The sequence below is a fragment of the Rhodopirellula maiorica SM1 genome, assembly GCF_000346295.1.
GTDB lineage: Bacteria > Planctomycetota > Planctomycetia > Pirellulales > Pirellulaceae > Novipirellula > Novipirellula maiorica.
Genome location: NZ_ANOG01000017.1, coordinates 1 through 25,064, shown reverse-complemented (window position 1 = coordinate 25,064; position 25,064 = coordinate 1). Strand labels below are relative to the sequence as shown.

Annotated in this window: 16 protein-coding genes; 8 read left to right on the top strand and 8 right to left on the bottom strand. The window is 55.3% G+C overall.

The genetic code is table 11. From position 1 onward, the window contains the following. From RMSM_RS36260 to RMSM_RS00675, 3 genes are all read right to left on the bottom strand, one after another. On the bottom strand, positions 1-2,022 hold a 2,022-nt coding region (locus tag RMSM_RS36260; RefSeq protein ID WP_008690043.1), incomplete at its 3' end, for a c-type cytochrome domain-containing protein. Next, positions 2,019-3,740 carry a FecR domain-containing protein gene (locus RMSM_RS00680; RefSeq protein WP_008690041.1) on the bottom strand — a complete coding sequence of 574 codons (1,722 nt, stop codon included), beginning with the start codon at positions 3,738-3,740 and terminating at the stop codon, positions 2,019-2,021. The genes RMSM_RS00680 and RMSM_RS36260, both read right to left, overlap by 4 nt. Next, entirely contained in the window at positions 3,737-4,261 is a 525-nt protein-coding gene (locus RMSM_RS00675) for a sigma-70 family RNA polymerase sigma factor (RefSeq protein ID WP_008690038.1), read from the bottom strand. The genes RMSM_RS00680 and RMSM_RS00675 overlap by 4 nt, the downstream gene beginning before the upstream one ends. 687 nt (positions 4,262-4,948) lie before the next feature. Between RMSM_RS00675 and RMSM_RS00665 the strand changes: the two genes are divergently transcribed. The 6 genes from RMSM_RS00665 (at position 4,949) to RMSM_RS42215 (ending at position 14,260) form a co-directional block, all read left to right on the top strand. Beyond that, entirely contained in the window at positions 4,949-7,102 is a 2,154-nt protein-coding gene (locus tag RMSM_RS00665) for a peroxidase family protein (RefSeq protein WP_008690037.1), read from the top strand. A 194-nt stretch (positions 7,103-7,296) separates the two neighbouring features. Beyond that, entirely contained in the window at positions 7,297-7,530 is a 234-nt protein-coding gene (locus tag RMSM_RS00660; RefSeq protein WP_008690034.1) for a hypothetical protein, read from the top strand. A 215-nt stretch (positions 7,531-7,745) separates the two neighbouring features. Continuing rightward, positions 7,746-8,480, top strand: a complete 735-nt coding sequence (locus tag RMSM_RS00650; RefSeq protein WP_008690031.1) for an SDR family NAD(P)-dependent oxidoreductase — start codon at positions 7,746-7,748, stop codon at positions 8,478-8,480. Between the two features lie 258 nt (positions 8,481-8,738). Then, positions 8,739-10,019, top strand: coding sequence for a peroxiredoxin family protein (locus tag RMSM_RS00645; RefSeq protein ID WP_008690027.1), 1,281 nt, complete (start codon positions 8,739-8,741; stop codon positions 10,017-10,019). Between the two features lie 60 nt (positions 10,020-10,079). After that, entirely contained in the window at positions 10,080-11,222 is a 1,143-nt protein-coding gene (locus tag RMSM_RS00640) for an FG-GAP repeat domain-containing protein (RefSeq protein ID WP_236621946.1), read from the top strand. Then, positions 11,219-14,260 carry a sulfatase-like hydrolase/transferase gene (locus RMSM_RS42215; RefSeq protein ID WP_008690021.1) on the top strand — a complete coding sequence of 1,014 codons (3,042 nt, stop codon included), beginning with the start codon at positions 11,219-11,221 and terminating at the stop codon, positions 14,258-14,260. Before RMSM_RS00640 ends, RMSM_RS42215 begins: the two co-directional genes overlap by 4 nt. 803 nt (positions 14,261-15,063) lie before the next feature. On the opposite strand, the gene RMSM_RS00625 is transcribed toward RMSM_RS42215, so the two are convergent. Continuing rightward, positions 15,064-16,332, bottom strand: coding sequence for an outer membrane protein assembly factor BamB family protein (locus tag RMSM_RS00625; protein WP_008690018.1), 1,269 nt, complete (start codon positions 16,330-16,332; stop codon positions 15,064-15,066). Between the two features lie 236 nt (positions 16,333-16,568). Here RMSM_RS00625 and RMSM_RS00620 point away from each other — a divergent pair, with 236 nt between their 5' ends. Beyond that, on the top strand, positions 16,569-17,747 hold the full coding sequence (locus tag RMSM_RS00620; RefSeq protein ID WP_040763329.1) for a DUF3500 domain-containing protein: 1,179 nt from the start codon (positions 16,569-16,571) through the stop codon (positions 17,745-17,747). A 422-nt stretch (positions 17,748-18,169) separates the two neighbouring features. Here RMSM_RS00620 and RMSM_RS00615 read toward each other — a convergent pair whose 3' ends face one another. The 4 genes from RMSM_RS00615 to RMSM_RS00600 form a co-directional block, all read right to left on the bottom strand. After that, positions 18,170-19,387 (bottom strand): tetratricopeptide repeat protein, encoded by a 1,218-nt coding sequence (locus RMSM_RS00615; protein ID WP_040763327.1) that lies wholly within the window; start codon positions 19,385-19,387, stop codon positions 18,170-18,172. Then, positions 19,374-20,699, bottom strand: a complete 1,326-nt coding sequence (locus RMSM_RS00610) for a serine/threonine-protein kinase (RefSeq protein WP_008690012.1) — start codon at positions 20,697-20,699, stop codon at positions 19,374-19,376. Before RMSM_RS00610 ends, RMSM_RS00615 begins: the two co-directional genes overlap by 14 nt. A gap of 7 nt (positions 20,700-20,706) precedes the next feature. Then, positions 20,707-21,366 (bottom strand): EF-hand domain-containing protein, encoded by a 660-nt coding sequence (locus RMSM_RS00605; RefSeq protein ID WP_236621945.1) that lies wholly within the window; start codon positions 21,364-21,366, stop codon positions 20,707-20,709. A 264-nt stretch (positions 21,367-21,630) separates the two neighbouring features. Beyond that, on the bottom strand, positions 21,631-22,230 hold the full coding sequence (locus tag RMSM_RS00600) for a sigma-70 family RNA polymerase sigma factor (protein ID WP_008690008.1): 600 nt from the start codon (positions 22,228-22,230) through the stop codon (positions 21,631-21,633). Positions 22,231-22,339: 109 nt separating this feature from the next. Here RMSM_RS00600 and RMSM_RS00595 point away from each other — a divergent pair. Beyond that, positions 22,340-25,064: sulfatase-like hydrolase/transferase (locus RMSM_RS00595; RefSeq protein ID WP_081613954.1), on the top strand; the 2,725-nt coding region annotated here is incomplete at its 3' end.

Here is a 25,064-nt window from a genome sequence, read left to right as displayed (position 1 = left end):
ACTGTCAACGTCGAACTGCGGCCATACGGCTCCTTCCTGAATCCAGCGCCGGAGCAGCGAAACTTCCTCGTCCGTCAACGGTTCGCCTTTAGGTGGCATGATGACATCTTCGTCATCCGACGTGATCCGATCGATCAATGCGCTTTGATCGACATGGCCGGGAACGATAGCAGGCCCGTCGTAGTCGCCACCGGTCAACACCGAGGCGTGATCATCAAGACGCAGATCGCCTTTCGCCTTGCCGCCTCGGTGACAGTCGTAGCAACGCGATTCCAGCAAAGGGCGAATCTGTTTGAAATAGTCGACGCCACCCGTTTCGCCTTGGACCGAATCTTGTTTGACTTTGGCGATCCGCGCGGCAATGAAATGATCGATCGCGTTGTGGGCGGGATACCCCAAAGGCAGCTCTGGCACGGTGACGGGGGCGGTATTCGCCAGCCACTCGGCGGCGGCATTACGGCGGCGGTCCCAGTACTCGTGATGGGCATCGCGGCGTTCTGCACGGGAATCCGCGTTCATTTTGGCCAGCACTTTACGGCGTTCGGATTCATACGCTTGCCAACCTTCATCGGTGTAAGGCACGGCGTGATCGCCGGCGGAAAGCAGCGACCATGATTTGCTGCCTTCGAGTGATACGGCAACGACCGTCTCACCAAGTTCGGGACGGAACGTGCTCCTGCCGGTAACGCCGCCGACCATCGTTTCGAGGATGATGAAATGCTCGCCGCCGTCTGTTTCGAATTCACACCAAGCATCCCGGTTGCCAGGTGGTGCAAAACGGAAATCTGGACCTAAATCGAGATACTCGTCCTGTACCGATAGCGGTTGGTAACCACCAGGATCGTGAGGCCGCGGTGGAGTCTCGAGCAAATTCTTTCCGTCGATGAACAGCCGACCCCGACCACGGCCTCGAACCAATAGCCGATGTTTCCCCGCGGGTAAATTCACGATCGCCGAGGCACGCAGGTGCGACGGATTGGACCGGTCGCCTCGGACACCCGTTGCAACGTACTTGTGTGGCAACTCGAACAATCCAAAGACGTCTTCGTGGTAAGTCTCAGTGACGATCGGTTCGTCGGGCCAATTGTTGGATTTTGGAACTCCGTCTTCGCTGATTTGCACCAGCACCTTGCCATGCGGAATCATCTCGGGCGTCACTGCCGGTGGTGGCGGAACAAAACGATACCGCTCGGCGATCTCAGCGGGATCCAAGCTACCGCGATAGATCGCTAGGTTGTCCAGCCAACCTTGAAACGATGAGCTTGCACCGCGGGTGAAACCGGTGCCGATAACGAGGTCGTCTGCGTCCTGGACGGGCGGCAGGTCGGTGGGACCGCTTTCGTCCCATTCGCCCTTGACCGGTTTGCCATCGATCCAGGCCCGCAGACTGTCGCTTTTGCCAAAGGTGAACTCGAGTGCCACATGATGCCATCCAGTGCTCGGCAAGACGGACTTACTCCACCAACGATGCCAAGCACGCTTGTGGGTCTCGGGATGTTCGCTCGTAAACAGCAGTCCAAATTTGGCAGCACCGGCTGTGCCTTGGAACCGGATCGAGTAGTTTTGATTATCGTCACCGAAATCTTCTCCATGCGCGGGGTGTCGCCCCTTGCCCAATACGTAAACGATCTGGCCCGCATGAATGGATCTGAATTTCACCCAAGTCTCGAAGGCGAACGTGTCACCGGCGCCGAATCGGACGTTGGTCGCGCCGCCACGTTCGTGATCTTTGATCAGAATTGCACCCTTGTGCCCGGCAAAGGACATGGCGGTGTTGCTCGACTCGAATCCGGGGTACTTTGGCGGTCGAGGTCCGTCGGCAATTGTGCCGGTTTTACCCCACCATGTCCCCAACGATGATTCGCCATCGAAACGCCACTGAGCGACAGGTTCCAATGTCTGAGCCTTGAGCGTGGTTGTCAGCACCAACACGACCAAAGTCACGACAACGTTTGCACCGACTCGTAGCGGATCAAAACGTGTTGATTCGCCGACACTGACTTTGTTTCGAAAAACACTCATGGTCGCGTCTCCTCAATCTCGTCCGTGGGCAGCCCCGCAATGAACACAGGGTCGACAACATGATCGTCGTTCATCGCGTCCTGGAAGAACAAACCATCAACAGCAGCGCCATCGGTGTACCCCAGGTCCGACAGATCGATGCCGGTGGCCAAGGCCCTGAACCGTAACGAAGGCCGGCGTTGATCCACCGCGGCCGTCATCAATTCCTCGAGTGAAGATGGCGGCTCGCGAAAGAAATACGGCTGGAACTCAGGCAGTCGCTGTGCTTCCGGTGACGTCATTGCAACGTCGTAATTGCGAATCGACAACGATCGCAACCCCTCGCTAAACCTCAGCGGGCTGACGTGAAACGCATCACCTTGCGGTGGATTGACAACCGATTGCAATTCAAAGAACACCACGTCGGGCCCAGGTTGATTTACAACCGGGGTGCGAAACTGAACTGCCAAACCGGGAGTGGCTTGATCGGCGACGCCAGGGCCTGCGAGCACAGGATCATCGACAAGAGGTTCAATCGAACCTCCTGGATTCAGCATGCCTGTGTACAGCAGCGCGTCGGTTTCCAGGCCCGCTAACCGATCAACCTCGTAGCCCACCTGCACCGCCATACCAGCAATGTCGGTGCCGCGAAAGTGGGTCACCTTTACACCGATCATGTCACTAACGGGGATGGTCACCTCACGACCATCTCGTTGGACCGTCACACTCTGCAGCTCCGCGACGCAGCCCTCACCCGCTGGTTTGGCCCGATAACTGACAACGCGATCGGGCAGCGTTTTTCGATAGCTGCTGGCATCGAACTCGAGCGAATGAGGACCGGATTCCGCATCGTCGCTGAATCGGCGTGCCTGGCGCTGGGCAAGCAGGACCGGATCGGTTGCCACCGCTTGCCTCGTCCGCACTTCGGCCAGCCCCTCGATGACCTGCACATCCGTCGCTCCCACGTCGCTGACCGAGACGGAGAAACGGGTGCCTAGATCAACGATCTCGGTCTGAGGCGTTACCACCTCAAAACCTTCGGCGCCCGGAGGTGCATGCACGCTGCAGCGTCCCACACTGACAATCAGCCGATCGTGACCAGCAATTTCAATCACACTGGGGGCTTCCAAAATGACTTCAGCACCGGCTGGAAAGCGAAGCCCAATCATGCCGGATGTGAGCGCGTACTCGTGCGAGAATTCGAGCTGCCTACCTACTGGCGGTAGAAACTCGCCAAACAGTTCAGCTCCGGCGGCCTGAGTCAGAATCACTTCACTCGGTTGGATACTCAGGTCTCGCTGGATTTGTTCCAGCTGTGTTTTCGCAGCCGAGTCAACCGCAACGCTAGAAGACCTCGTCGCATAAAACGCCACCGCAAATAAGCAAGTCGCCGCAAGCGAGGCGAACGTGATCAGCCATGGCGTGCGACTAGCACGCGACGAACCGTTGACCATCCTACTGGATTCGCGTTGCAGTTCGGAATATTCCACCAACGCAGCTATCCAATCCGAATCCTGCTCGGATGCCACTGCGTGTTCAATCGACGCCGACGAAATCGCAGCAGGCAATGCAGCTTGCAGATCCATGTACTGCAAATAGAACGCACGATTCGTTGGATCGTCTCGCAGCAGGAATTCCAATTCCTCCATATCCGTTTGATCAAGCCCTTCGTCGATGTGCATCGAGAGCAGCGTATCAAGTCGACGACGAGTTTCTGGGTCGGGTTGATTGTTCGTCATTGATATCCGTCCAGTGCCAATTTTCCTTGAATGCAATTCATTAACTGATGACGTATTCGCTTCAGCTCTCGAAACAATGTTCGCCGACTTGTGCCGACTTGCTCGACGATCGTGTCGTGAGCCACCCCCTCGAGATAGCGCGACCGTACGAGTTCATGATCCAGACGGGGCAGTTCTTGGATGCATTGGTTCAGCAGCGTCACGCGACGGTTCAGTTCGATCTCTTGATTTTGCCGTTCGCGTGCCAATAGCTCGATCACATCGGCACTGAGCAGCGGGATTTCCCGCGACTTCGATTCGCGCCATTTCAAGACGTGGATGTAAGCGAATCGGTAGGCCCACGGCAGAAACGGACGCGATTCGTCAAAGCGATCAAATTTTTCGTAGAGCGCAAACGAGGTTTCTTGAAGCACATCGCGAGCATCATGCGGGCTACCCACCAGTGAATGGATGTACCGGTACAGCTGATCGTGATGCTCTGAGAGCAATTGGACCAGCCTTTCAACTTTGGTTTGATTCACACTGAAGCTCACAGAACACTTGGGTCACAAAATACCGAGTCGATATACCAAAACGGCACTCCACCAGTTAATTACGGATTCGATCGGTACAGTGCCATTAATCTGACACTAAATGGAAAAAACAGTGCCATTTCGCGAAGAAGCGGATTTTCCCAAACAAGTTTGTCACTGTGACAATCCCGCACATAAAGAATTATCTTCTTTCCGTCTAGTTTCCAGGACTCTATACAGTGTGCAAACCGATCTCGAGCACGCCGCACTCGCCCGTGGCAAGAGAAAGGGTGATACGGACCTTCGCCCATGACGAGATCGCAGTCCGCCCCTTTCGCATATGCATGCGACACGGGCAAAGGCATGTCCGCTTATTTTATCTATTTTCAGTGTCACCCCATTTAATCGCCTGACGCATTGTTGATTGAGTGGATGAACGGTCTGGCAGAAACAACCCACCGTTTCCTATCGCTGAATTGATGTCGCTGTATCCACCGATGCATAGAGTGATGCTCGATCAGCGACCATTTGATTGCTTCCACCGAACAAGCAATCGAGCCGAATCGCTGACACCCCCAACCCAAGCGGAAAAATGAAGGACAACGTGTGACAATCCAGTCAATCTTCGGTCCTTGAAAGTGGAAGTACTGCAACGATCGCTGCGGATTTCCGTTTCTTGAATTTCGCAGGTGCACCATGGCTCGCTTTTGGAACCGCTGGATCGGACGCTCAACGAGCTCGTCATCCAACCATCGAAAACGAGACAGAAAGATGAAATCCCTTCGCCGCCGTATGAAGCCCGAAACGCTCGAGCCTCGTCAACTGTTGGCGGCCACTGTTTTTGATAACGAGCTGATACCGGAAAACACGAGTCAGGATGACATGTCACCGGTGATGGACGCATCGACAATCGTCAATCGCCTCAACGGAAATCCAAGCAGCGATTTTGTTCCAGTGCAAACTTCGGCAACAAACAGCGAATACTCGACGAGCGAACGCGCCATTGAAATCCGCTCGATCGATGGCACCGGAAATAATCTTGCCAATCCTGCATTGGGAACAGCAGGCACTGATTTAATTCGACTGGCCCGAAACGACTATGCCGACGGTGTCGCGGAACCAGCTGGCGAAGATCGCCGAAGCGCTCGCGAGATCAGCAACGCCATCTCCGCTGCGGATATCGAAGGGATAACCAGCGAGCGTGATTTGACTTCGTTTGTATTCCTCTGGAGCCAATTTCTCGACCACGACATCGGTCTTTCGCTTGAACCAGAAAACGCGGAGGACGCAGTCGCGTTTGATATCGAAGTCCCTAGCAACGATTTTCTGTTTGATCCGCTGGGTACCGGCGACGTATCGATCCGCTTGACACGATCCGAATTCGCAGAAGGCACAGGAACATCGATTGATAATCCAGCCGAACAAGTGAATGCGACCACCATTTGGATTGACGGCTCACAGATCTACGGCAGCAATCAAGAAGTTGCCGATTCGCTACGAGAATTCGCAGCAGGCCGTTTGCTGATCCGCGACGATGGGCTACTGCGAGCCGATGACGAAGGCAACCTGTTGGCCGGAGACATTCGCGCCGCCGAGAATATCGGCTTGACGTCGCTGTATACCTTGTTTGTTCGCGAGCATAATCGTTTGGCAGACGAGATTTCCGAAGCGGATCCTGAATTGACCGACGAAGAAATTTACCAACAGGCTCGTGCCATCGTGATCGCCGAACTGCAGTCGATCACTTACAACGAGTATCTGCCGGCGTTGTTGGGCGAAGACGTACTTGATCCGTATGAAGGCTACGACGCGAGTGTCGATCCCTCGATGTCGAACGAGTTTTCGACGGCCGCGTTTCGCTTCGGCTACTCGACCTTGAATGACACCCTTGGATTCTACGGAAACGATGGTTTGGATGCCGAAGAATCGATCCCGTTGCCGGAGGCATTTTTCAATGCACCCCTGCTGGAAGAAACCGGCATTGACTCGGTTCTGAAAGCCGAGGCGTCGACGCTATCGCAGGAAACGAACCTGAAAGTAGTCGATGGTCTACGAAACATTTTTTTTGAAGAGCCTGGTTCCGGCGGCCTGGATCTCGTCTCGCTGATCATCCAACGCGGGCGAGACCACGGTCTAGCGGACCTTAATTCCGTTCGCGAAGCCATTGGACTGGCCCCCTACGAATCGTTCGCCGAGATCACCAGCGATGTCGAACTCCAAGACCAACTGGAAACGCTCTACAGCGATGTGAACGACATCGACTTGTGGGTTGGATTGTTGGCAGAGGATCACGCCGAAGGAAGCTCGCTGGGCGAAACGTCCACCCACATCATCGCGGACCAGTTCGAACGGCTGCGAGATGGCGACCGGCTTTACTACGAGAACACGATGACTGACCGCGAGATCGGTGATATCGAAAACATGACGCTCGCTGACCTCATTGAGCTGAATACGAACAATTCTTCGCTGCAATCGAATGTATTCTTCTTCACGCCATCCATTGCCGGAACGATCATCGCCGACTCGGATTCATTGGCCACCGAACAACTCGCGATTCGCGATGGTTTTGAAAATCAAGACGATGGACAAGCGAGTGGTGATCGCCAACCCAGCACGGGTGTCGCAGGGGTGACGTTGGAATTGCTTGACCGCGAAGAGAACTTGGTCGAAACCACCATCACCGATAGTGATGGGAACTACCAATTCAATTCGTTCGACCGGAGCGGGAAATACCAAGTCCGTATTGCGGCATCCAGCGGAGTCACGGTGATCGGATCGGATTCTATCAACGTGCTAATTCGCAATGGCGACTCGCATCTCGAAAACATAAATTTTGCAGTCATGGTCTAAGTTTGTAGGCAGAAGTCTTTCGGTTGACTGGCCGTTTTGGCGGTAGCGGTAATGCATTTTTTCTTACAAGGAAAACACGAATTAGCTGTAGCGAAAGACGCAGAGACTCTCGGCCACGCGAGTAAAACCGAAACTCTCTGCGAGTTTCGCTACTGAAAAATGCTTCACAACTCCATTGCTTCAGGAGAGATCCAATGAATCATCGAACGAACATTCAGGCTCGCGACGCGTGGTTCGCATCGCTCGCAAACGATCCAGATTCGGTGCGAGAGACGGATGCGAATGACCAAGCGTGCGAGTCCGAATTCGTGATTTTGACAACCGACGTTAACCTGTCATCGTCTCGTAAATGTGCTAAGCCGAATCACACCGCAAAGCCGGTCGCGACACGTGGGCTTCGACAACGACTTTCGCGGTTCGGCGTGTGATGCGGAATTTTTCAAGTTGCGATTCGAAACCCGTGAGCGATGTCGAAGCGTCAAAATCATTTTCTCGTTCGCGGCACACCCGGCTCGTTCGTCGACACAACGGCGAATCCGGTGCTAGCAGGATGGCGGATCAACCCACTGGTCGTGCATTGTTTTGGTGAGCATGTTTCTCAAGTCAAATTTGACTTCCTTTTTCCTCAGACGATGCGACAACCGTGGCAAACAAGAAAACTGTGATTGTGACCGGCGGATCCGGAGGCATTGGATCCGCAATTTGCTGCAAACTTGCCGATGCTGGCTGGAATACGGTGGTGCACTACCACAGCGACCACGACGCAGCAGAAAAGATCGCCGATGACATCAAGGCCCAAGGAGGCAGAGCGGTCTCGGCGAAGTGCAATCTCAGTGACGAACAACAAGTCGCAGAACTTTTTGACGCAACCGATGCCGAGTTTGGTGAAATCCACGGCGTCGTCGCTTGCGCGGGGATCGGTGGGGGCGGACCGGTTGTCGAATCGACCCTTGATGATTTTCAAAAACTGCTCAGCGTCAACGTGGTGGGAGCTTACTTGACGATTCGCGAAGCCGCACGGCGGATCGAGGAAGGAGGACGAATTGTATTCGTTTCCTCCCAGCTTGCTGAACGCCCGCGTGAAGGCACCGGGCTGTACTCGGCAACCAAAGCCGCCATCGACGCCATGATCGTGTCGATGTCGCGAGAATTGGGAACACGAGACATTACGATCAATAGCGTTCGCCCCGGTGCGACCGAGCCGGGGATGTTTGCCGACAGCAGCGACGAGCGTAAAGAGTTCTTTCGCAATCTGTCTCCCTTCAAACGGCTTGGCCATCCCGACGACATCGCCGGCGTTGTTGAATTCTTACTCAGCGACGATGCGAGATGGATGACCGGTCAACATCTGCGGGTCGATGGTGGCGCGTCCAACTGATTGTGACGTGTCAACCGCGACCCTGCGGTACGATTTGGTGCCCAGTCTTGGAACCATCCTTGATGGTTGCAAAGTAACGTAGCCTAGGCTTCCAGCCTGGGTTTGCTGTGATTCCCAGGCTGGAAGCCTAGGCTACGTTAAGTTCAAAACTGACTCGGTGGGCACAAACGTTTCTAATTTTTCACTTTGTCGGTAGATGATGCGGGCTCGCCGGGTTTTAGATCACACTTACCCGTTCTCGCCGTCTTTCTGGATCCGATGATGAATCGTTTTTCGCTGCTCGCTGCTACGTTTTTGATGATTTGCCACTGTGGTGATGCGTTGACATTCGCTCAATCGCCTCGAAACCAAGATTCCAGGGGCCGAGGACTTGGCGGTCGAGTAGGTGGAGAGCGGGCAGGTGAGAATCGGGCAGGTGCGGGTCAAGGTCGCTCGCGACAGCCGATTGTGCTCAGCGAAGGTCCGTTGCCCGACACCGATGCCTTTACCGCCGATGGCAAACCGATCAAAGTCCGCGATCTGATCAAAGGCAAGTACACGGTGCTGAAGACAGGATGTCTGACCTGTCCCGAGTTCTTACGGGCCTACGCGGAACTGGAAGCCACGGCGAAGGACTACGCGGACAAAGACGTTCAATTCTATTACGTCTTTCAAAGTCTGCGTCACCCCGAGCGTGAAGGCTACGTCCAGGCCCAAAATATGAGCGAGCGTTTCCTGCAACTCGCCGAAGCCAAAAAGAAACTAGGGACGCAGGTTCCGTGGATCGCCGACACGATCGATGATTCGTTTCGCGTCGCGATGAGGACGAATTCCAATTCCGTATTTGTCATCTCGCCGAACTCCGAAATCGTTTATGCCGCCGATCGGATGAACGGCGATGGACTGCGGCAAGCGCTGAGCAAACTTGTCGGACCCGTGGAAAACCCGACCTCGGTTCGAGACCTAAACCTGCCGCAATTGGCTCGCTTTCAACCCACCAACGTCGACAGCGATATTCGGGTCCAACGGCCTGACGGTTTGGTGATCCTGGCGACCACGCCGACCAAACCGCAAGAGACGTATTACGTCAAACTTCGAGCCGAAGCTGAACCGGAACTCTTGGAAACCGGAAAAGGACGATTGTTCCTCGGTTTTTATCCCGACCCCATCCATGATGCTCATTGGAACAATCTGACGCCAGGAATGAAGTACGTTCTTGAATTACCCGACGGAGTTAAGGCCGATCCGGCAACCGCGGTGGCGAATAAGGGGCCGGGCGACAGCGACACCCAGCCGCGACAGTTTTGGGTTAATATTGAGGGTGACAAGACGCTGGGTGACATTAAGCTGTCATTGCACTATTACGCGTGCTCGCCAGGCATGTGCGAAGCAATGACCCACGAGTACACAATTGCGTTCAAGCCCGAAAACAAGAACTCACGTACCTTCAGTTTCAATCGAGGCCAAGGAGCCCCGGGCGGCGGAATGCGACCGGGCGGAGCAGGCGGTCGAGGCGGCATGGGTGGCCGACGACGCGGCGGTCGAGGCGGCAATGAATGACGATACAAATCGTCTTGATCGCGGAGCGATTAGCGACGATCACTAGCGAAGTTTTTCCACGTGTTGAAACAACCATCCCTCGCCATCGTGTTGCTGATCATTGTGGTGACCCATGGGATGCCCCATCGTTTGTGCGGCGGACAAGATAGAATCTTCGTCTCAAGTGACCGTCTGATCCTGGGGACCGAGACAAACCGTTCGGCCTCAGTGCGAACCGCCGACGTTGACGGCGATGGCGACGTTGACTTGATCGTGGCCAATGGACGGCACTGGCCCCAGCAAAACTTTGTGTTCCTCAATCAAGGCCGCAGCCGATTCAATGTCATGCGGCCGTTGGGGGTCGATCGATCAACCAGCTATGCTTGTGAGCCAGCCGACTTCGACGGGGACGGCGATCTGGATATCGCAGTCGGCAATGACAACGCCCCGTGCAGGATCATGATCAATGATGGCACCGGAGTCTTTACCGCAGGTTCTCAATTCGGCAAACCATCCAGCGTCCGTAGTCTGGCGGTTGCCGATATCGACGATGACGGAGACGTGGACATCCTGGTCACGTGTCGCGGCCGACCGAACCGTATTCACCTAAACGATGGTACCGCGAACTTCCCGGTCACTCGAACATTTGGCAGCTCGGATGATTCGACGATCGATATCGCCATTGCGGATGTCAACGAGGATGGCCATCTCGACTTATTGCTCGCCAATCGCGATCAGCAGCCCAATACCATCCTGATTGCCGATGAGTCCGGCGGCTTTCGAGAACCTAAGATCTTCGGTCCAACCAATCTCTCTAGCCGAGCCATCGCGACTGCCGACTTCAACGCCGACGGCCATATCGACTGGGTCGTCGGTAATGTGGATGCGGCTAATTTGATATTCTTCGGTGACGGCCAAGGCGGCGTGCTGGCCCAGACATCATTCGGCCGAGATGACGCGAAAACGTACTGCGTGGCGGTGGCGGATTTCGATCACAATGGCCTGCCGGATATTGCCGTCGGTAATGTGGGGCAACCCAATGCGGTCTATTTCAATGACGACTCGGCAGCCAAGTTCAAAGAGACACTTTTCGGTGCGGCTGACACGGCGACGTATGGATTGTGTGCCGGCGACTTCGACGGAGACGGTTTCGCCGATGTTGCGGTCGCCAACTCGGATGGATTAAATCGAGTGTTCCTAAATCAGATAAAAAAGAATCAATGAGTAAATTGACCACTTCTGCCGTGGCGATCCTGTTTGCGGCATGTCTGTTCGTGTCCGCCTACGCTGACGAGACGAGCGATTGGCCAGGTTTCCGAGGCCCAGGCGGGCGAGGCATCGCCAGCGATCAAGTGACCGCGGAATCGTGGGACGCGACCAACGACGACGACAAAGCGATCCGCTGGAAAACCGACGTTCCTGGCCTGGGGCACGCCAGTCCCACAATTATCGGCGACAAGATTTTCCTTGCCACCGCGGTTCCCGCCAGTGGCGATGCGCCGCTAAATGTCGGTCGTAATGGCAACACCGCCGCAGCCGACGATAACGGCGAACAAACGTGGTGGGTGCTGTGTTACGACAAAGCAACAGGCAAGGAACTTTGGCGTAGTGCGGCTCGCAAAGGGGAACCCAAGGCGACTCGCCATGCCAAGGCGACTCATGCTAACACCACCATCGCGGCGGATGCTGATCACGTGGTCGCCTTCTTCGGTTCCGAGGGTCTGTATTGTTACGACCACGACGGCAACCTGCTGTGGCAACGTGACCTGGGGGTCATCAACGTCAGCAAGTATGGAATCGGCTGGGGCTACGCCAGCTCTCCGGCGATTCACGGTGACCGCATCGTCTTGGTCTGTGATGACCCCACCGATCCTTATGTCGTGACGCTGCGTCTGTCGGACGGGGAAGAGCTTTGGCGAAAATCACGCCAAGAGGATTGCGAGCGAAGTTGGGGAACGGCACTAATCCACACTCACGATGACGTCACGCAAGTCGTGATCAATGGTTGGCCGTGGATTGTTTCCTACGACCTCGAAACCGGCGACGAAGTTTGGCGGATCGAGGGCGGCGGTGATAATCCCATTCCAACACCCTTCGTCCATGACGACCGCATCTATATCACTAATGCCCATGGTGGTCCGTCACCGATCTATGCGATTGCAGCGGACGCCAAAGGAAACTTGACCGAATCCGAATCCGCCACCGAGCAAAGCGTGGTTTGGCAAGTCGATCGGGGTGGCAGCTACATGTCGACCCCTGTGGCGTGGGGCGACTATCTGTATCTGGGCAATACGAATGGTGTCCTGCGATGTTTTCACGCCAAGACCGGAGAGAAAATCTACGAGGAACGACTTGGCAGCGGTGCATCGATCACGGCATCGTTGGTTGCCGCTGACGACAAGATCTATTGTCCGTCGGAGAACGGCAAGATGTATGTGGTCAAGGCAGGTCCCAAGTTCGAAATCCTGGCCGAGAACGAAATGGGGCACCCTTGTTTCGCCACGCCCGCGATTTCAAGCGGCGTGATTTACGTCCGAACGACCGAGACGCTGATGGCGATTGAGCCCGTACCGGAATCATCTAGCGAGACCGCATCCCAAGCACGTCCTAACGTACTGTTTATCGCGGTCGACGATTTACGACCGTCGATGGGATGTTATGGTGACCCCGTCGCGATCACGCCGAACATGGACCGGTTGGCGGCCAGTGGGGTACAGTTTGATCGTGCTTATTGCCAAGTCGCGGTGTGCAATCCGTCGCGAGCCAGTTTGATGACCGGTCTGCGTCCGGATAATCTGGGCGTTTGGACGTTGCCGATTCACTTTCGCGAGGCCAAACCCGACGTGGTCACGATGCCTCAGTGGTTTCGCAAGTTCGGCTACACCGCCGTCAGCCACGGCAAGATCTATCATAATCCAACACCCGATCCACAATCGTGGAGTGAGCCGATTCGCAAGCTGCCATCGCTTCCCAATCCGTATCCCGAGGGTACTCGCGAACAAGTGCAAGCGGCGATGAAGGAATTGCCGGCTCGAGATTGGCGAAAGAACAATCTGCGAAACCCAAGCACGGCTGCACCCGATCTGCCGGACAGCGAAGTCCTGGACGGAGCGAGAACCGAGATGGCGATCGAAGACTTGCGTCGGCTGGGCCAACAACCTGAACCGTTCTTTCTAGCAATGGGATACATTCGGCCGCACTTGGCATGGGTCGCGCCGAAGAAGTATTGGGAGATGCACGATCCGTCCAAATTGCCAGTGCTTGAGGATCAACGCGTGATTCCCAACACGCCCGGCTACGCGCCGAGCAACAACAGCGAATTGTCGCACTACGTTGACTTGATCGACATGCCCAAACCGTGGGACGATCGAGTGTTGTCACTTGAAAAGCAACGTCATCTGGTTCATGCCTACTACGCCTGCGTCAGCTACGTGGACGCACAAATTGGTCGGCTGCTGGATGCACTCGAAGAGGAACGGCTGGGCGAGAACACGATCGTGGTGTTGTGGAGCGACCATGGGTGGAAGTTCGGCGAGAACCGTGGCTGGGGAAAGATGACCAACTACGAAATCGACGCACGTGTACCGCTGCTGATCGCTGCACCTGGGATGAACACCGCCGGACAAACGACCAACCAATTGGCGGAGCTGCTAGACCTGTTTCCAACGCTCTGCGAACTCGCCGGAATCGACACACCCGACTTTGTCGACGGCCACAGTCTAGTACCGATTTTGAAAGACCCTCAGGCCAGAGTACGCGACACGGCGATGAGCCAGTACTACCGAAACTTCCAAGGGCGTCGGTACATGGGCTATTCGATGCGGACCAACGACTATCGCTTTATCGAGTGGCGGGACTTCGAGACAGGCGAGGTGACTGATCGCGAACTCTATGATCATCGATCCAGCGACATCGAAAGTGAAAACATCATCGCATCGGCGTCTGCAGAACTCATCGATCGCTTGACCCAGCAATTGGTCCAGTCGCATCCAAGAAAGCGGCTGCAAATGACCCCTGAGGTTCATTCGAATCCAGGACGTATGAGCGTGGAGGTGAGCTTCACCAACAAGACCGAATCCGAGTTGATGGTGTATCCCATCACGCCGGCGGGGCGACGAGGCCGAGCCATACGAATCAAACCAACGCAAGACGTCAGTATTAAGGCACGCATCGGCGGCGTCTTTGTCGTCGAGAGTGAAGCCGGCAGCGTTCACGAAGTTCACCATCTGTCGACTTCAACAAGCAAGATTGTGATCGAGTAAAAAACCGCTGTAAGCCGTGGGCCGTCAGAGAACGTCCGGCTTAAGGTGACTCTAACAACTCGCATTTGTTCTTTTTTTAAAGGCCGGAGGCCGGTACATTTCATGCCGGTGGTGTTAACCACCGGTTTGGAATGCAGCAAATCCAAGGCCGGAGGCCGACACATTTACACGGTCATTGTGTCGGCCTCCGGCCTTTGCAGCTCATTCGCTACATCCCGTGGCCTTACGGCCACGGCAGAGGATGTATCGGCCTCTGGCCTAAGCCGGACGTTCTCGTAAGGCACCGGGTAATGCGTGGAACCCGGCCGCCCACGCGTGAGCGGATTACTAATTCAACAAGCCGCTAGCGTCCAACCGCAACGCTGTGAAGCATTTTTTCGTGACCCGAATGCGTAAGTTTTGAAGTCGTGCTTTTGTATATAGGGGCAACGCCCCGGAAGGGCTGGGGAGCAAGGGAATTAATGAACCGTAGGGCCAACGGCCCGGTCGTTTGTTCGAATCCGTTGACGATTCCTGGCAAATGGCTGGGCCGTTGGCCCTTCGATTCGGATGAATCAATGAACCCGGCCCGCTGGGCCGGGCGAGGTAAATTGCTGGGCCGTTGGCCCGGGGAACGAAGAACATCAAAAATTTAAAACTTACGCGTCGGTTTATGAAAATACTGCAAAACACGAGGAAAAAATGCTTCACAGCGTTGGCCAAAACAGCTAACAAACCGCAGGCTCCTGCCTGCCGAGCGTAATAAGGAGGAGGCGGGAGCCTCGGGTGCAGTGCGTTACCAGGCGGAAGCCTGGGAACGAGGGCTACGGGGTGCCAACACAGTACAACGACTGGTTGCTGCGAAGGAAAAGCTTGCCGTCGCTGACGGCGGGCGAAGCATTGAAGTCGGTTTCATCACCAGCGAACTTGTTTTGCGAGATCGGTTTGAATTCGTCGCCCGGTGCGTAAACGATCGTTCCGCTGCGACGAGTTACCACATAAATGTTCTTGCCAATCAATACCGGTGACGCGTAGACGGGGCGGCCACTTTCCAGATTATTCACGCGTGCTTTGTAGACCACCTCTCCGTCGTCAGCCGACGTGCAGTAGGCAATTCCGCGATCATCGATCCAGTAGAAACGTCCGTTCTGTAGCAGCGGTGTGGCAACGTAGGAACTGGATCGATTCGTCCACAGAACATGTGAATCGGTGACATTGTCTTTGCCGCCCAGCTTGACTGCGATGCTGCCGGACGCACGATAACCACCAAAACTGTAGAGCGTGTCGCCATCGATAATCACTGACGGCGTGACGTTGCCAGTCATCGGTGACTCGCAATACCAGCGCAGCTTTCCTGTTTGAGGATTCATCGACCAAATCTCGCCAGGAACACTGATCACGAGCTCCGGTTCACTGTCGGGTCTCGTCACAATACGCGGCGTACCGTACGTCAGTTCCAACATGTCGGCGTCTTGTCGCCAGATCTCTTTGCCCGTCGCTTTATCTAACGCGATGATCGCTCGCGACTCTTCGGCCGCGTTGACGATGACGCTATTTTCAAACAACACCAAACTCGCGGCGGATCCCCATTGTCGGTTACTCGATCCCTTGCCAACATCGAAGCTCCAATTCTTTTTGCCATCCAGGCTGATCGAATGCACGCCTCCTTTGCCGAGAAAAACGTAAACATTTTCACCATCGGTCACCGGCGTGTTGCTGGCGTACCCATGCTCGGTGATGTAACCCTGGTATCGGTCTTCGCGATAATCGATCGGAAAATCAACGGTCCATTTTTTCTGGCCGCTTGTTTTGTCAAAACTGATGACTTGACGTTTCGCATCCGACCCGCTGACGTAGCATGTCACAATCACTTGATCGCCAACAACGACCGGACTCGACGAACCGGACCCGGGAAGATCGACTTTCCAGAGCAGGTTTTCCGTTTCGCTCCACGTCGTCGGCACCGTATCGGTCGACCGAGCTTGTCCGCCTGGCCCCAGAAACTCGGGCCAAACCGTGTTGCCAACGACCGCATTGCCAACGCTCGCGGTCAGGACCCATGTAACAGCGGTGAGCAGGGAACAAATTTGCATGGCAACAGTCTAGGTTAGAGGTCAATTTTCGCGAAGAATCGAAAACGGAGGCGGATTGAGTGCAATTAAATGTATGAGAAATAAAGACGAACATCAGCGAACAGGGTGACCGCGATTTTCACGATCCGCGGAACAACTCGCTGGTTCGACTACGTTAATATGCGTAAGATCTCTAGGAAGCGCCCCCCCATGCTGAAAAAATCTTCAGAATCCTGCCCCTAACCACTGAGAAACCAATGCTTAGACATCATCGATGGATTGCCGTGTCCGCTGTTCTGCTGATGGGCACCAGTGTCGTTGTCTATTCACAGCGTCCTGGCGGGCGATCGGGTCGGACGGCGGCGGTCGACGAACCGTTTGTCGGAATCGTCACCTCCGAAGGCCTCCAAGAAGACCTGTTTTCAATCAAGTCCACTGGCGTGTCCACCGCGCCGGTTCGCGAAGCCGCCGACGCATTCTTGGCCGGATTGAATGACGATCAACGCAAACGGACGGTCTTTCCAGTGGACGATTCCGAGTGGCGTCAGTGGGACAACCGGCACCGGTCGCCACGCCAAGGCGTTGGCTTTGACGAAATGTCCGAAGCACAGCGAAAGCTGGCTTTTGAAATGATCGGGCAAAGTTTGAGTGCCAAGGGGCTCAAGAAAACCAAAGACATCATGAAGCTCAATGGAACGCTGGCCGAACTTGCCAACAACTTTGACGAATACGGCGAGTGGCTGTACTGGGTCACGATCATGGGCGAACCTTCCAAGACCGAACCTTGGGGCTGGCAACTCGATGGTCACCACCTCGTCATCAATTACTTCGTGTTAGGTGACCAAGTCGTGATGAGCCCCGTCTTTATGGGTTCGGAACCGATCGAAGCCAAAGGCGGAAAATTTAAAGGCACCATCGTCATGCAAGACGAACAGAACAAGGGCCTCGCGTTCATGCAAAGTTTGACCGACGAACAGCAGTCCAAGGCAATCCTGATGCGGAACAAGGACGGCAACAATAACTTAACCGAAGCGTATAAAGACAACGTCGTCCTTGATTACGCCGGCATCGTTGGATCCGAACTCAGCGACGAACAAAAAGACGGCTTGCTCAATTTGATCGAAGAATACGTCGGCAACATGCGACCGGAGCATGCAAAGGTTCGCATGTCCGAGGTCAAAGAGCACCTCAACGAAACCTACTTTGCTTGGATTGGGGGAACTACCGACGAAAGTGTTTATTACTATCGCGTTCACAGCCCGGTGATCTTGATCGAGTTCGACCACCAGCGCCGAGTGGCCCCGTTTCGTACTGCCGAGCCCACACGCGACCACATTCACGCCGTGATCCGCACCCCCAACGGGAACGACTACGGCAAAGACCTGCTACGGCAACACTACCACGTCCACGATCACTCGCACCCACATACTCATTGAGGTTGCGATTCGTACGCAACGGTGTTAGTCGTCGAGAAAGTACGACGGCCTTTCCAGGCCGTCGAAATCAACAACAACTTTCGTATTTAGGGCCAACGCCCCGGTCGTTTGTTCGGAAGTCACTAACGACGCCTAGCAAATGGCCGGGCCGTTGGCCCTAGGGTTCTCGTATGCATCGATTTCCCGGCCCGTTGGACCGGGCTAGGCAAATTGCTGGGCCTTTGGCCCGATACACGCAGTTTTCCCCGGATTCTCATCCGGGGCTGTCGCATTCCGTCGCGTTGCGACTCGGGAACCGGCTTTTGTGCCCGAACTTTCTGGCTCGATTATCGCCCAACCGAGACGGTTCTCGGCGGGTGCACCAGAGTTACCATCACCTTCTCAGACTTCTTACCCTCGGACCGTTGCTATGAACCACCGGATCATGGACTCGACAGGGCTTCGATGATCTGCCGCGTCTGGACGACGAACGGATGGTCGCTGTCGGCCGGGGCAATTGTTTCGATATCCGCGACCGCGTTTGCGACGGCTTCGTCAGCTGCGTCCTGGTTGCCTTGCAAGTCGCAGACTTCGGCAAGCGACCGATACAACAATGCTCGCCAGCACCGATGGGAAATATTCTCGGGGGTTGCGTTGACCAACGTCGACTGAATGGCGATGGCCTTTTGCAGTTGTTGATTCGCTTCGTCGTATTCTTGCTCGGTTTTCGCCAGGTTGGAGAGTTTATGGCGAATGTGGACTTCGGAGACGCCAAAGATCGGTGTGTCGGGAAACTGCTGTTTCAGCGTTTGCAGCTCGGCGAGCGCTTCGCGGAGTCGAGCGGCTGCTTCGGATCGCTGGAGTTTGGTTTGGACTTCGCGTCGCAGGTTCACTGCTGCCAATGCTTCGACCAAAGTGTATCGCGCCGCGATATCGCTCGGTGCTACGTCGAGTCGTTGTCGAAGGATTTCAATCGCGTCGTTGAATCGTGCACGTTTTGCAGCAGGTCGTTTTTCGATCCGCGATTGCGCGAGCCGAACTCGGGCACGCAGCGTTGTAACCAGACTTGCACTGTTGCCGGTTTCGTGAAGTGTATCGAGAAGTTCGACAGCGGTTCTCAGGTGCAGCCTGCGTTCTCGCGGCAGTTTGTTTTCCTGGGACTCAATCCTTCTTCGCTGCGGCGGTGGATCGCCCAGACCGACGTGAGCACGTGCGAGTTGCAGTACCGCTTCGGAATCCGTGACGCCAAGATCGCTCGCTGCCGACAAGGCTGTTTCAAACGCTTGTTCGGACTCATCAAAACGAAGCTCCACCGCATAAACGTCGCCCAGTTCATTCTGTAAACGCATCATTAACAATTGGCTCTCATCGTTAGCTAAACCCGCGGTCTCGCCGCGTCGGCGGAGCACATCGATGCCATGCTCGAGCGATTCGATTGCATCGGACGTTTGACCGAGTTGTCGCTGGATCAACGCCAACCGGATCGTCGCGCGGATCATTTGCGCGACGATGTCTGGCCGAGTTGGCGATTGTTGTGAAAGTCGTTCGTAGAGCGGTTGAATGCTCTGCAGAACTTGAGCTGTATGCGGCGACGGATTCAGCGAGTACGTGGACGCAGCGGATTCGTCGAGACTGACATCGCTGATGCTAGACGCTGGCACCGAAACCACTATCGANAACCCCGTCAAGCGATTGCAGCGCAAGGTCAACCGTTTGCTCGGATTGAAGCAGCGCTGCACTGGTCCGCTGATTCGCCGCGGACGTCATCCACCAACCGCCGGTCGACGCCAGCGTTGCCAGTACGAGCGAAGCGGCAGCGATCGTCGTGGCCGTCGCCATTTTTGGGTTTCGTCGACACCAGCGAACCAAGCGTGCTGCGGCGGAAGTACGCCGTGCTCGAATCGGTTCGTCGGCCAGATAGCGGTCCAAATCATCTCGCAGCTCCGCTGCGGTTTGATAACGATGTGTCGGATCGAGGCTGATCGCCTTGGTGATGATGGTTGTCAAGTCAAACGGGATGCCAGGTCGCAGACTGCTGAGCGGCTTGACCCGATGTTGGCGAACCGAATCCATCAACTGGTGCGGGTCGGTTTCAACGAACGCGGGGACGCCCGCGACCATTTCATAAAGCGTCAAACCAAGTGCATAGATATCACAACGTGCATCAGATTGGCCGCGGAATCGTTCCGGCGCCATGTATCGTGGACTGCCGCTGAGCACGCGAGTCATGGTGGGATCATCGTGTGTAGTTCGAGCAAGTCCGAAGTCGGTGACTTGTGCGGTACCACTTTCGTCGATCAAGACGTTGGCGGGTTTGATGTCGCGATGCAAGACGCCGTTGGCATGTGAATAGGCCAATGCGTCCGCGATTTGCCGACCAATTTGGGCGGTCTCTCGAAAGCCAAACGCCTCCGTTCCATTCGCAGCGATCCGTTTATCGATCGATTCGCCTCGAACCAATTGCATGACCAAGTAATGCGTGCCATCGTTTTCTCCGATTCCAAAAATAGGCACGATGTTGGAGTGATGCATGGCGGCCGCGGTCTTGGCTTCGTGCTGAAACCGCGCCAGTGCTTCGTCGTCGAGCAAACTTTGCTTGGGCAACACCTTGATGGCAACCGTCCGCGTCAACGACTGTTGCATCGCCTCGTACACAATGCCCATACCACCGCGACCGATCTCGCGAACGAGTCGAAAATCACCGAGTCGCTCAATCGATCGGCCGGCCAATGTCGCGCTGCCGTCTTGCTCGGCTTGCTGGTCCACCTTGACCTTTTCGACCGATAACGCGAGCGGAAAGACGCGGCGAATCGTCTCGCTTAGTTCTGGATGGCGGATCGCATACTCTTCGATCGTGGGACGATCGCCGCTTCGATATCGGGCAATGAAATCGCTGGCCAGCACATCGACGATGGCATAGATGTCGGTGTCGTCGTCGCAGTTATCAGGATCGGCGATGTCGGGTTGAATCATACGAACATCAGCTTCCGCCGCCACGGCGACCTTGCGTGGGACGGTTTTTCATTTCGAGGTTTTCGGATCCGGGTTGAAGCCGGTTGCGGCGAAACTGTGACGCAAGCACCAAACGTTCACTCTGGTCCAGCGTACCATTTTTGTCTGCATCGGCGATCACAAATGCGTCGTGCATGTGTTCGGGCAGTTCCGCTTGGCTTAGCAATCCGTCGGTGTTGACATCAAACGCCAAGATTTGGTTTGCAAATGCTTCGTCGGATTGCGCGGAATCACCGCCACGTCCGCCGGCACCGCCACCTTGTCCACCCCGTTGCCCCATTCCCGCAGAGCGTCCACCAGATCCGCCCGCGCCACCTCTCTCGCCACCCCGCTGGCCAGCGGGCCGGCCCGGGGCACCAGGACCGCTTGGTCGCAATTCTTCGGCGGTCAAACGTCCATCCCGATTTCGGTCTAGCTTACGCAATGCGACTGCAGCGGCATCAATTTCGTTGGGCGATAGTTCGCCATCGTCGTCCGTATCGAAAACCCGCAGCAGTGGCGGTGTCTGCGTAGCCCCGCCTTGTGGTCCCCGCATTCCTCCGCCCGACTGTCCCCCACGACCGCCGCCTCCTTGTCGTCCGCCGGGCGGTTGAGCATGCACAAGCGAATTGCCGAGGAACAGAACCATCGTGAGGGAGACGGACAGAAGTGCAAATCGTTTCATTGTTGAGTCCGGGAAGTGGAGTGTTGACAGCGGGATAAGACAGAAAACCCCATGACGCTGGAATTTCTACAGGTAATCTGCACTGTTTTCTTGATTTGCGATTAAAGCGGACTGCCAGATGATCTTATCGGCCTCGATTTTGGGTTCAGTCTATCGCGAAAGTCGCCGAGACTTTCGGAGGTTTGCAGAGTGTGGTCGAAACTCTCTGCGAGTTTCGCTACGGAAACTTCAAATCCGTTCCAGCACGTTTCTGAGACGTTCGAGCGCTCGGACGTAGCGGATGCTCGCTGCCTTGGGGGATATTCCAAGCTCGATCGCGACCTCTTGATTGGTCAATTCTTCGAAGTGGCGGAGCGCGACCACTTCGCGGTCGATCTCGTTCATCGTCTCGAGTGAATCTCTCACTTCCGCGATCAATTCCTTTTTCACTGCCGCTTGGCTGGGCGAAGTCAAATGGGCGACGAATCGCTGCGAAAGGCACGCGGATGTTTTCCCCCAGTCGGACCCGGAACTCGCGGTTGACTCTCGCAATGTTGACCTGGATTCGGTAGCGAGATGACGACGATGGACTCGGCTGAGCGTTTGCTGAGCGACTAGCCGTAACCACAAGAAAAGCGACGGAAAATCACCGCTGATGAAATGCGACAACCTCTTTTCCGCATCCAAGTAAACTTCCTGAACCACGTCGTCTGCATCGACGCGAGCACGAACTTGGTCGTTCAGCCGAAAGTGAATGATTTGCCACAGACGGACGCGATGGAGCGCAAACGCATCAGAAAAATGCGTCACTTCGCCTCGTCGCAACGCCTGCTCTAGATCGTCAATCACAAAATCTCAACAAAGCTAGTAGATTGGCTGGGATAATCGGGTTTAAAGCTGGTAGGCAGACATGATCGCAGCAACAACCAATCCAATATCTCTCAACAGCGAAAGCCCAATGGTACTTCCAATTCTAACCCCGATTCGTCGAAAAGCGACCGTTGGAAAACGGCTCGGCCTTGGTCACCATTTGCTCGCCGTGTTCATCGGCGTTGTGTTGACTTGGCAAACGTCCATGGCCTTGGCACAGGAAAATGTCGTCATCCTGTTGGCCGATGATCTCGGGTGGGGTGATGTGGGCTTTCATGGAGGCACGGCCGAGACACCGAACATTGATCAACTAGCGGCCGATGGCGTCCAGCTAGACCAATTCTACGCCTATCCGGCATGCAGCCCCGCGCGGGCCGCGATGCTGACGGGACGTTTCCCGCATCGCTATGGAATCTCGGGGCCGGTCCGTGATCGCGACGCCGGGCTGCCCGTCGACGAACGACTCATCGCTGCGGATTTTAAAGCCGCCGGCTATCAGACCAGCTTGATTGGCAAGTGGCATTTGGGTGGTTCGGACCAACCCGCTGCTCATCCGAATCAACGTGGCTTTGATCATTTCTACGGATTCATGGATGCAGCGGTCGACTATTTCCAGCACACCACCAGTCGAGGAAAACTCGATTGGCAACGCAACGGAAAAACGGTCAACGAACAAGGCTACGCGACAGACCTGCTCTCAGAAGAAGCTGCCAAGCAGATCCGATCACGCGACAAACGCAAACCGTTTTGCATGATCGTCTCGTTCAGCGCTCCGCACAATCCATTCCAAGCACCCGAGCATCTGATCGCGAAGTACCAAGGACGGTTGAATCAGCGTGACGCCACCTACGCAGCGATGATTGATTCGTTGGACCAAGGCGTTGGTCGGATTCTAAAAGCGATCGACGATCAAAAAATTCGCGAAGAAACCATTGTCGTTTTCGCGTCGGACAACGGAGCCGTGCGGATTGGAACCAATGCACCCTTTCGAGGACAGAAACGAGAGGTCTATGAAGGAGGCATCCATGTGCCGTGCGTCATTCGATTGCCGGGCGTGCTGAAGCCGGGAACCCAAAGCAAGCAACCCTTTGCGATCCACGATCTAATGCCGACGCTGGCTGCCGCGACCGGAGTGAAACTGCAAAACGACAAGCCACTCGATGGAATGAATCTATGGCCGAATCTCAAAAACGGAACGCAAGTCGATCGCACCGTTGTGATCGCCGAAAACGACCACGCGATCATTCGCGGCGATTGGAAACTCATTCAAACCGTCAGTGGTGCGATTGAACTGTACAATCTTCGCTCCGATGCCGCAGAATCAACCAACCTTGCCAGTCGTCAGGGTAAGGTTGCCGCAGATTTACTAGACGAATTGACTCTGTTTCAACAGCAAGTCCGCAACGACGAACCGTCGGTTGCCCATGGCGAGATGCTCGTCGCTGAAACTAATGCCGCCGAAAACAATGCCGCCATCACGTTGCCACAAGAAGGCGAATTGCTCGCCCGTGCGAAGCTGCGTGGTGACGCGGTTTATGGCGTGCTTGGTAATCGGCACGTCGAATCCAATGGCTCGGGCGTGCGACTTTTGTCCGGCGAAGACCGAAACGGCGATGGAGTAATCGCGGGTGAAGCCACGCTGGAATCCTCGCAAATTACGCCCGACCAACGTTGGTACCGTTTTTACATCTCGGGGCTCGCACAAGACGATTTCCGAGTTGACCAGGACGATCTGTATTTGAAGGTCGAATTCTTGCAACAAAACGGCGACTCGTTGGACGTGATCAAAGAACGTATTTACCCGCAGGTATTGCGTGAACGAAAGGATTTTCGCGACGAAGCCACCAACGAGAGTCTCGGTCACGCGACTTGGCGAACCTACGCAATGGACTTTCGCACTCCGTTCGCCGAAGTCGATTCGGTCAAGCTGAGCGTGGGTTTCGCATCCGGCAAAGGCGAAGGCAAACGCACGGAGTTCTGGGTCAACTCGATGGACATCGAACCAATCGATGCACCAGCCAGCTATCCACCGGCCAAGGCAACGGCGAACGATTTTCCTCAGCCCAACCCGAAATTACTGGTGTCCCTTGGCGGACGATGGTACTTCGATCCTAAGGGAGGCGATCGCACGGTGCCAAAGCAATTCGATTACACCAATGACGATCAATTGCTGTACAAAACCGACCAGTTCGTTGCCCCGTTTGCCGGCAACATGAGTTCATGGTTACGAGCGGGCTACTTGGATTTCGATGGCAATGAAGTCACCAAGGATGTGTTCAAACCGTACGCCGTGATCATCAATGTCACGGACACTCACGTTGTCATCCGCAGCCGCAACCTGCCGAACCATCCGACCGCGACGTTTCCGGATCGTTGGCGAATGCTCGATGGCAACCCGTCGTACATCAAAGAACAAGCCAACACGCACTACTTGCCGCTTCAGCCCAAAGTCGATCCCAACGCTTTTGCGATGGACGAAAAGAACTCGAACCAAGCGCTGCCGATGGGACCGATCGGGGTGGCGACCAACGGTGTGATCTTTTTCAATCCGTTTGATCATATCTTTGAAACCGATGCGGTTTGGCGATTGGATCGTTGCTGTGGTCACCCCAGCCCACAGCAGCAATACCACTATCATAAGTACCCGGTTTGCGTGAAAACGCCATGGAGCGATGAGGGGCAAGGGCACTCCAACGTCATCGGTTTTGCCTTTGACGGTTTCCCCGTTTACGGACCGTACGAAGCCGCCGGCTTGTTGGCCAAAGACGACACCGCGAATCCGCTGAACGATTTCAACCTTCACGAAGACGCCG

What these genes read in the sequence shown, in the direction of transcription:
- RMSM_RS00660 (WP_008690034.1), top strand. Translation starts at nt 7,297, where the DNA reads ATGAATCATCGAACGAACATTCAGGCTCGCGACGCGTGGTTCGCATCG.
- RMSM_RS00605 (WP_236621945.1), bottom strand. Translation starts at nt 21,366, where the DNA reads ATGGTTCTGTTCCTCGGCAATTCGCTTGTGCATGCTCAACCGCCCGGC.
- RMSM_RS00625 (WP_008690018.1), bottom strand. Translation starts at nt 16,332, where the DNA reads ATGCAAATTTGTTCCCTGCTCACCGCTGTTACATGGGTCCTGACCGCG.
- RMSM_RS00680 (WP_008690041.1), bottom strand. Translation starts at nt 3,740, where the DNA reads ATGACGAACAATCAACCCGACCCAGAAACTCGTCGTCGACTTGATACG.
- RMSM_RS00645 (WP_008690027.1), top strand. Translation starts at nt 8,739, where the DNA reads ATGATGAATCGTTTTTCGCTGCTCGCTGCTACGTTTTTGATGATTTGC.
- RMSM_RS42215 (WP_008690021.1), top strand. Translation starts at nt 11,219, where the DNA reads ATGAGTAAATTGACCACTTCTGCCGTGGCGATCCTGTTTGCGGCATGT.
- RMSM_RS00665 (WP_008690037.1), top strand. Translation starts at nt 4,949, where the DNA reads ATGGCTCGCTTTTGGAACCGCTGGATCGGACGCTCAACGAGCTCGTCA.
- RMSM_RS00620 (WP_040763329.1), top strand. Translation starts at nt 16,569, where the DNA reads ATGCTTAGACATCATCGATGGATTGCCGTGTCCGCTGTTCTGCTGATG.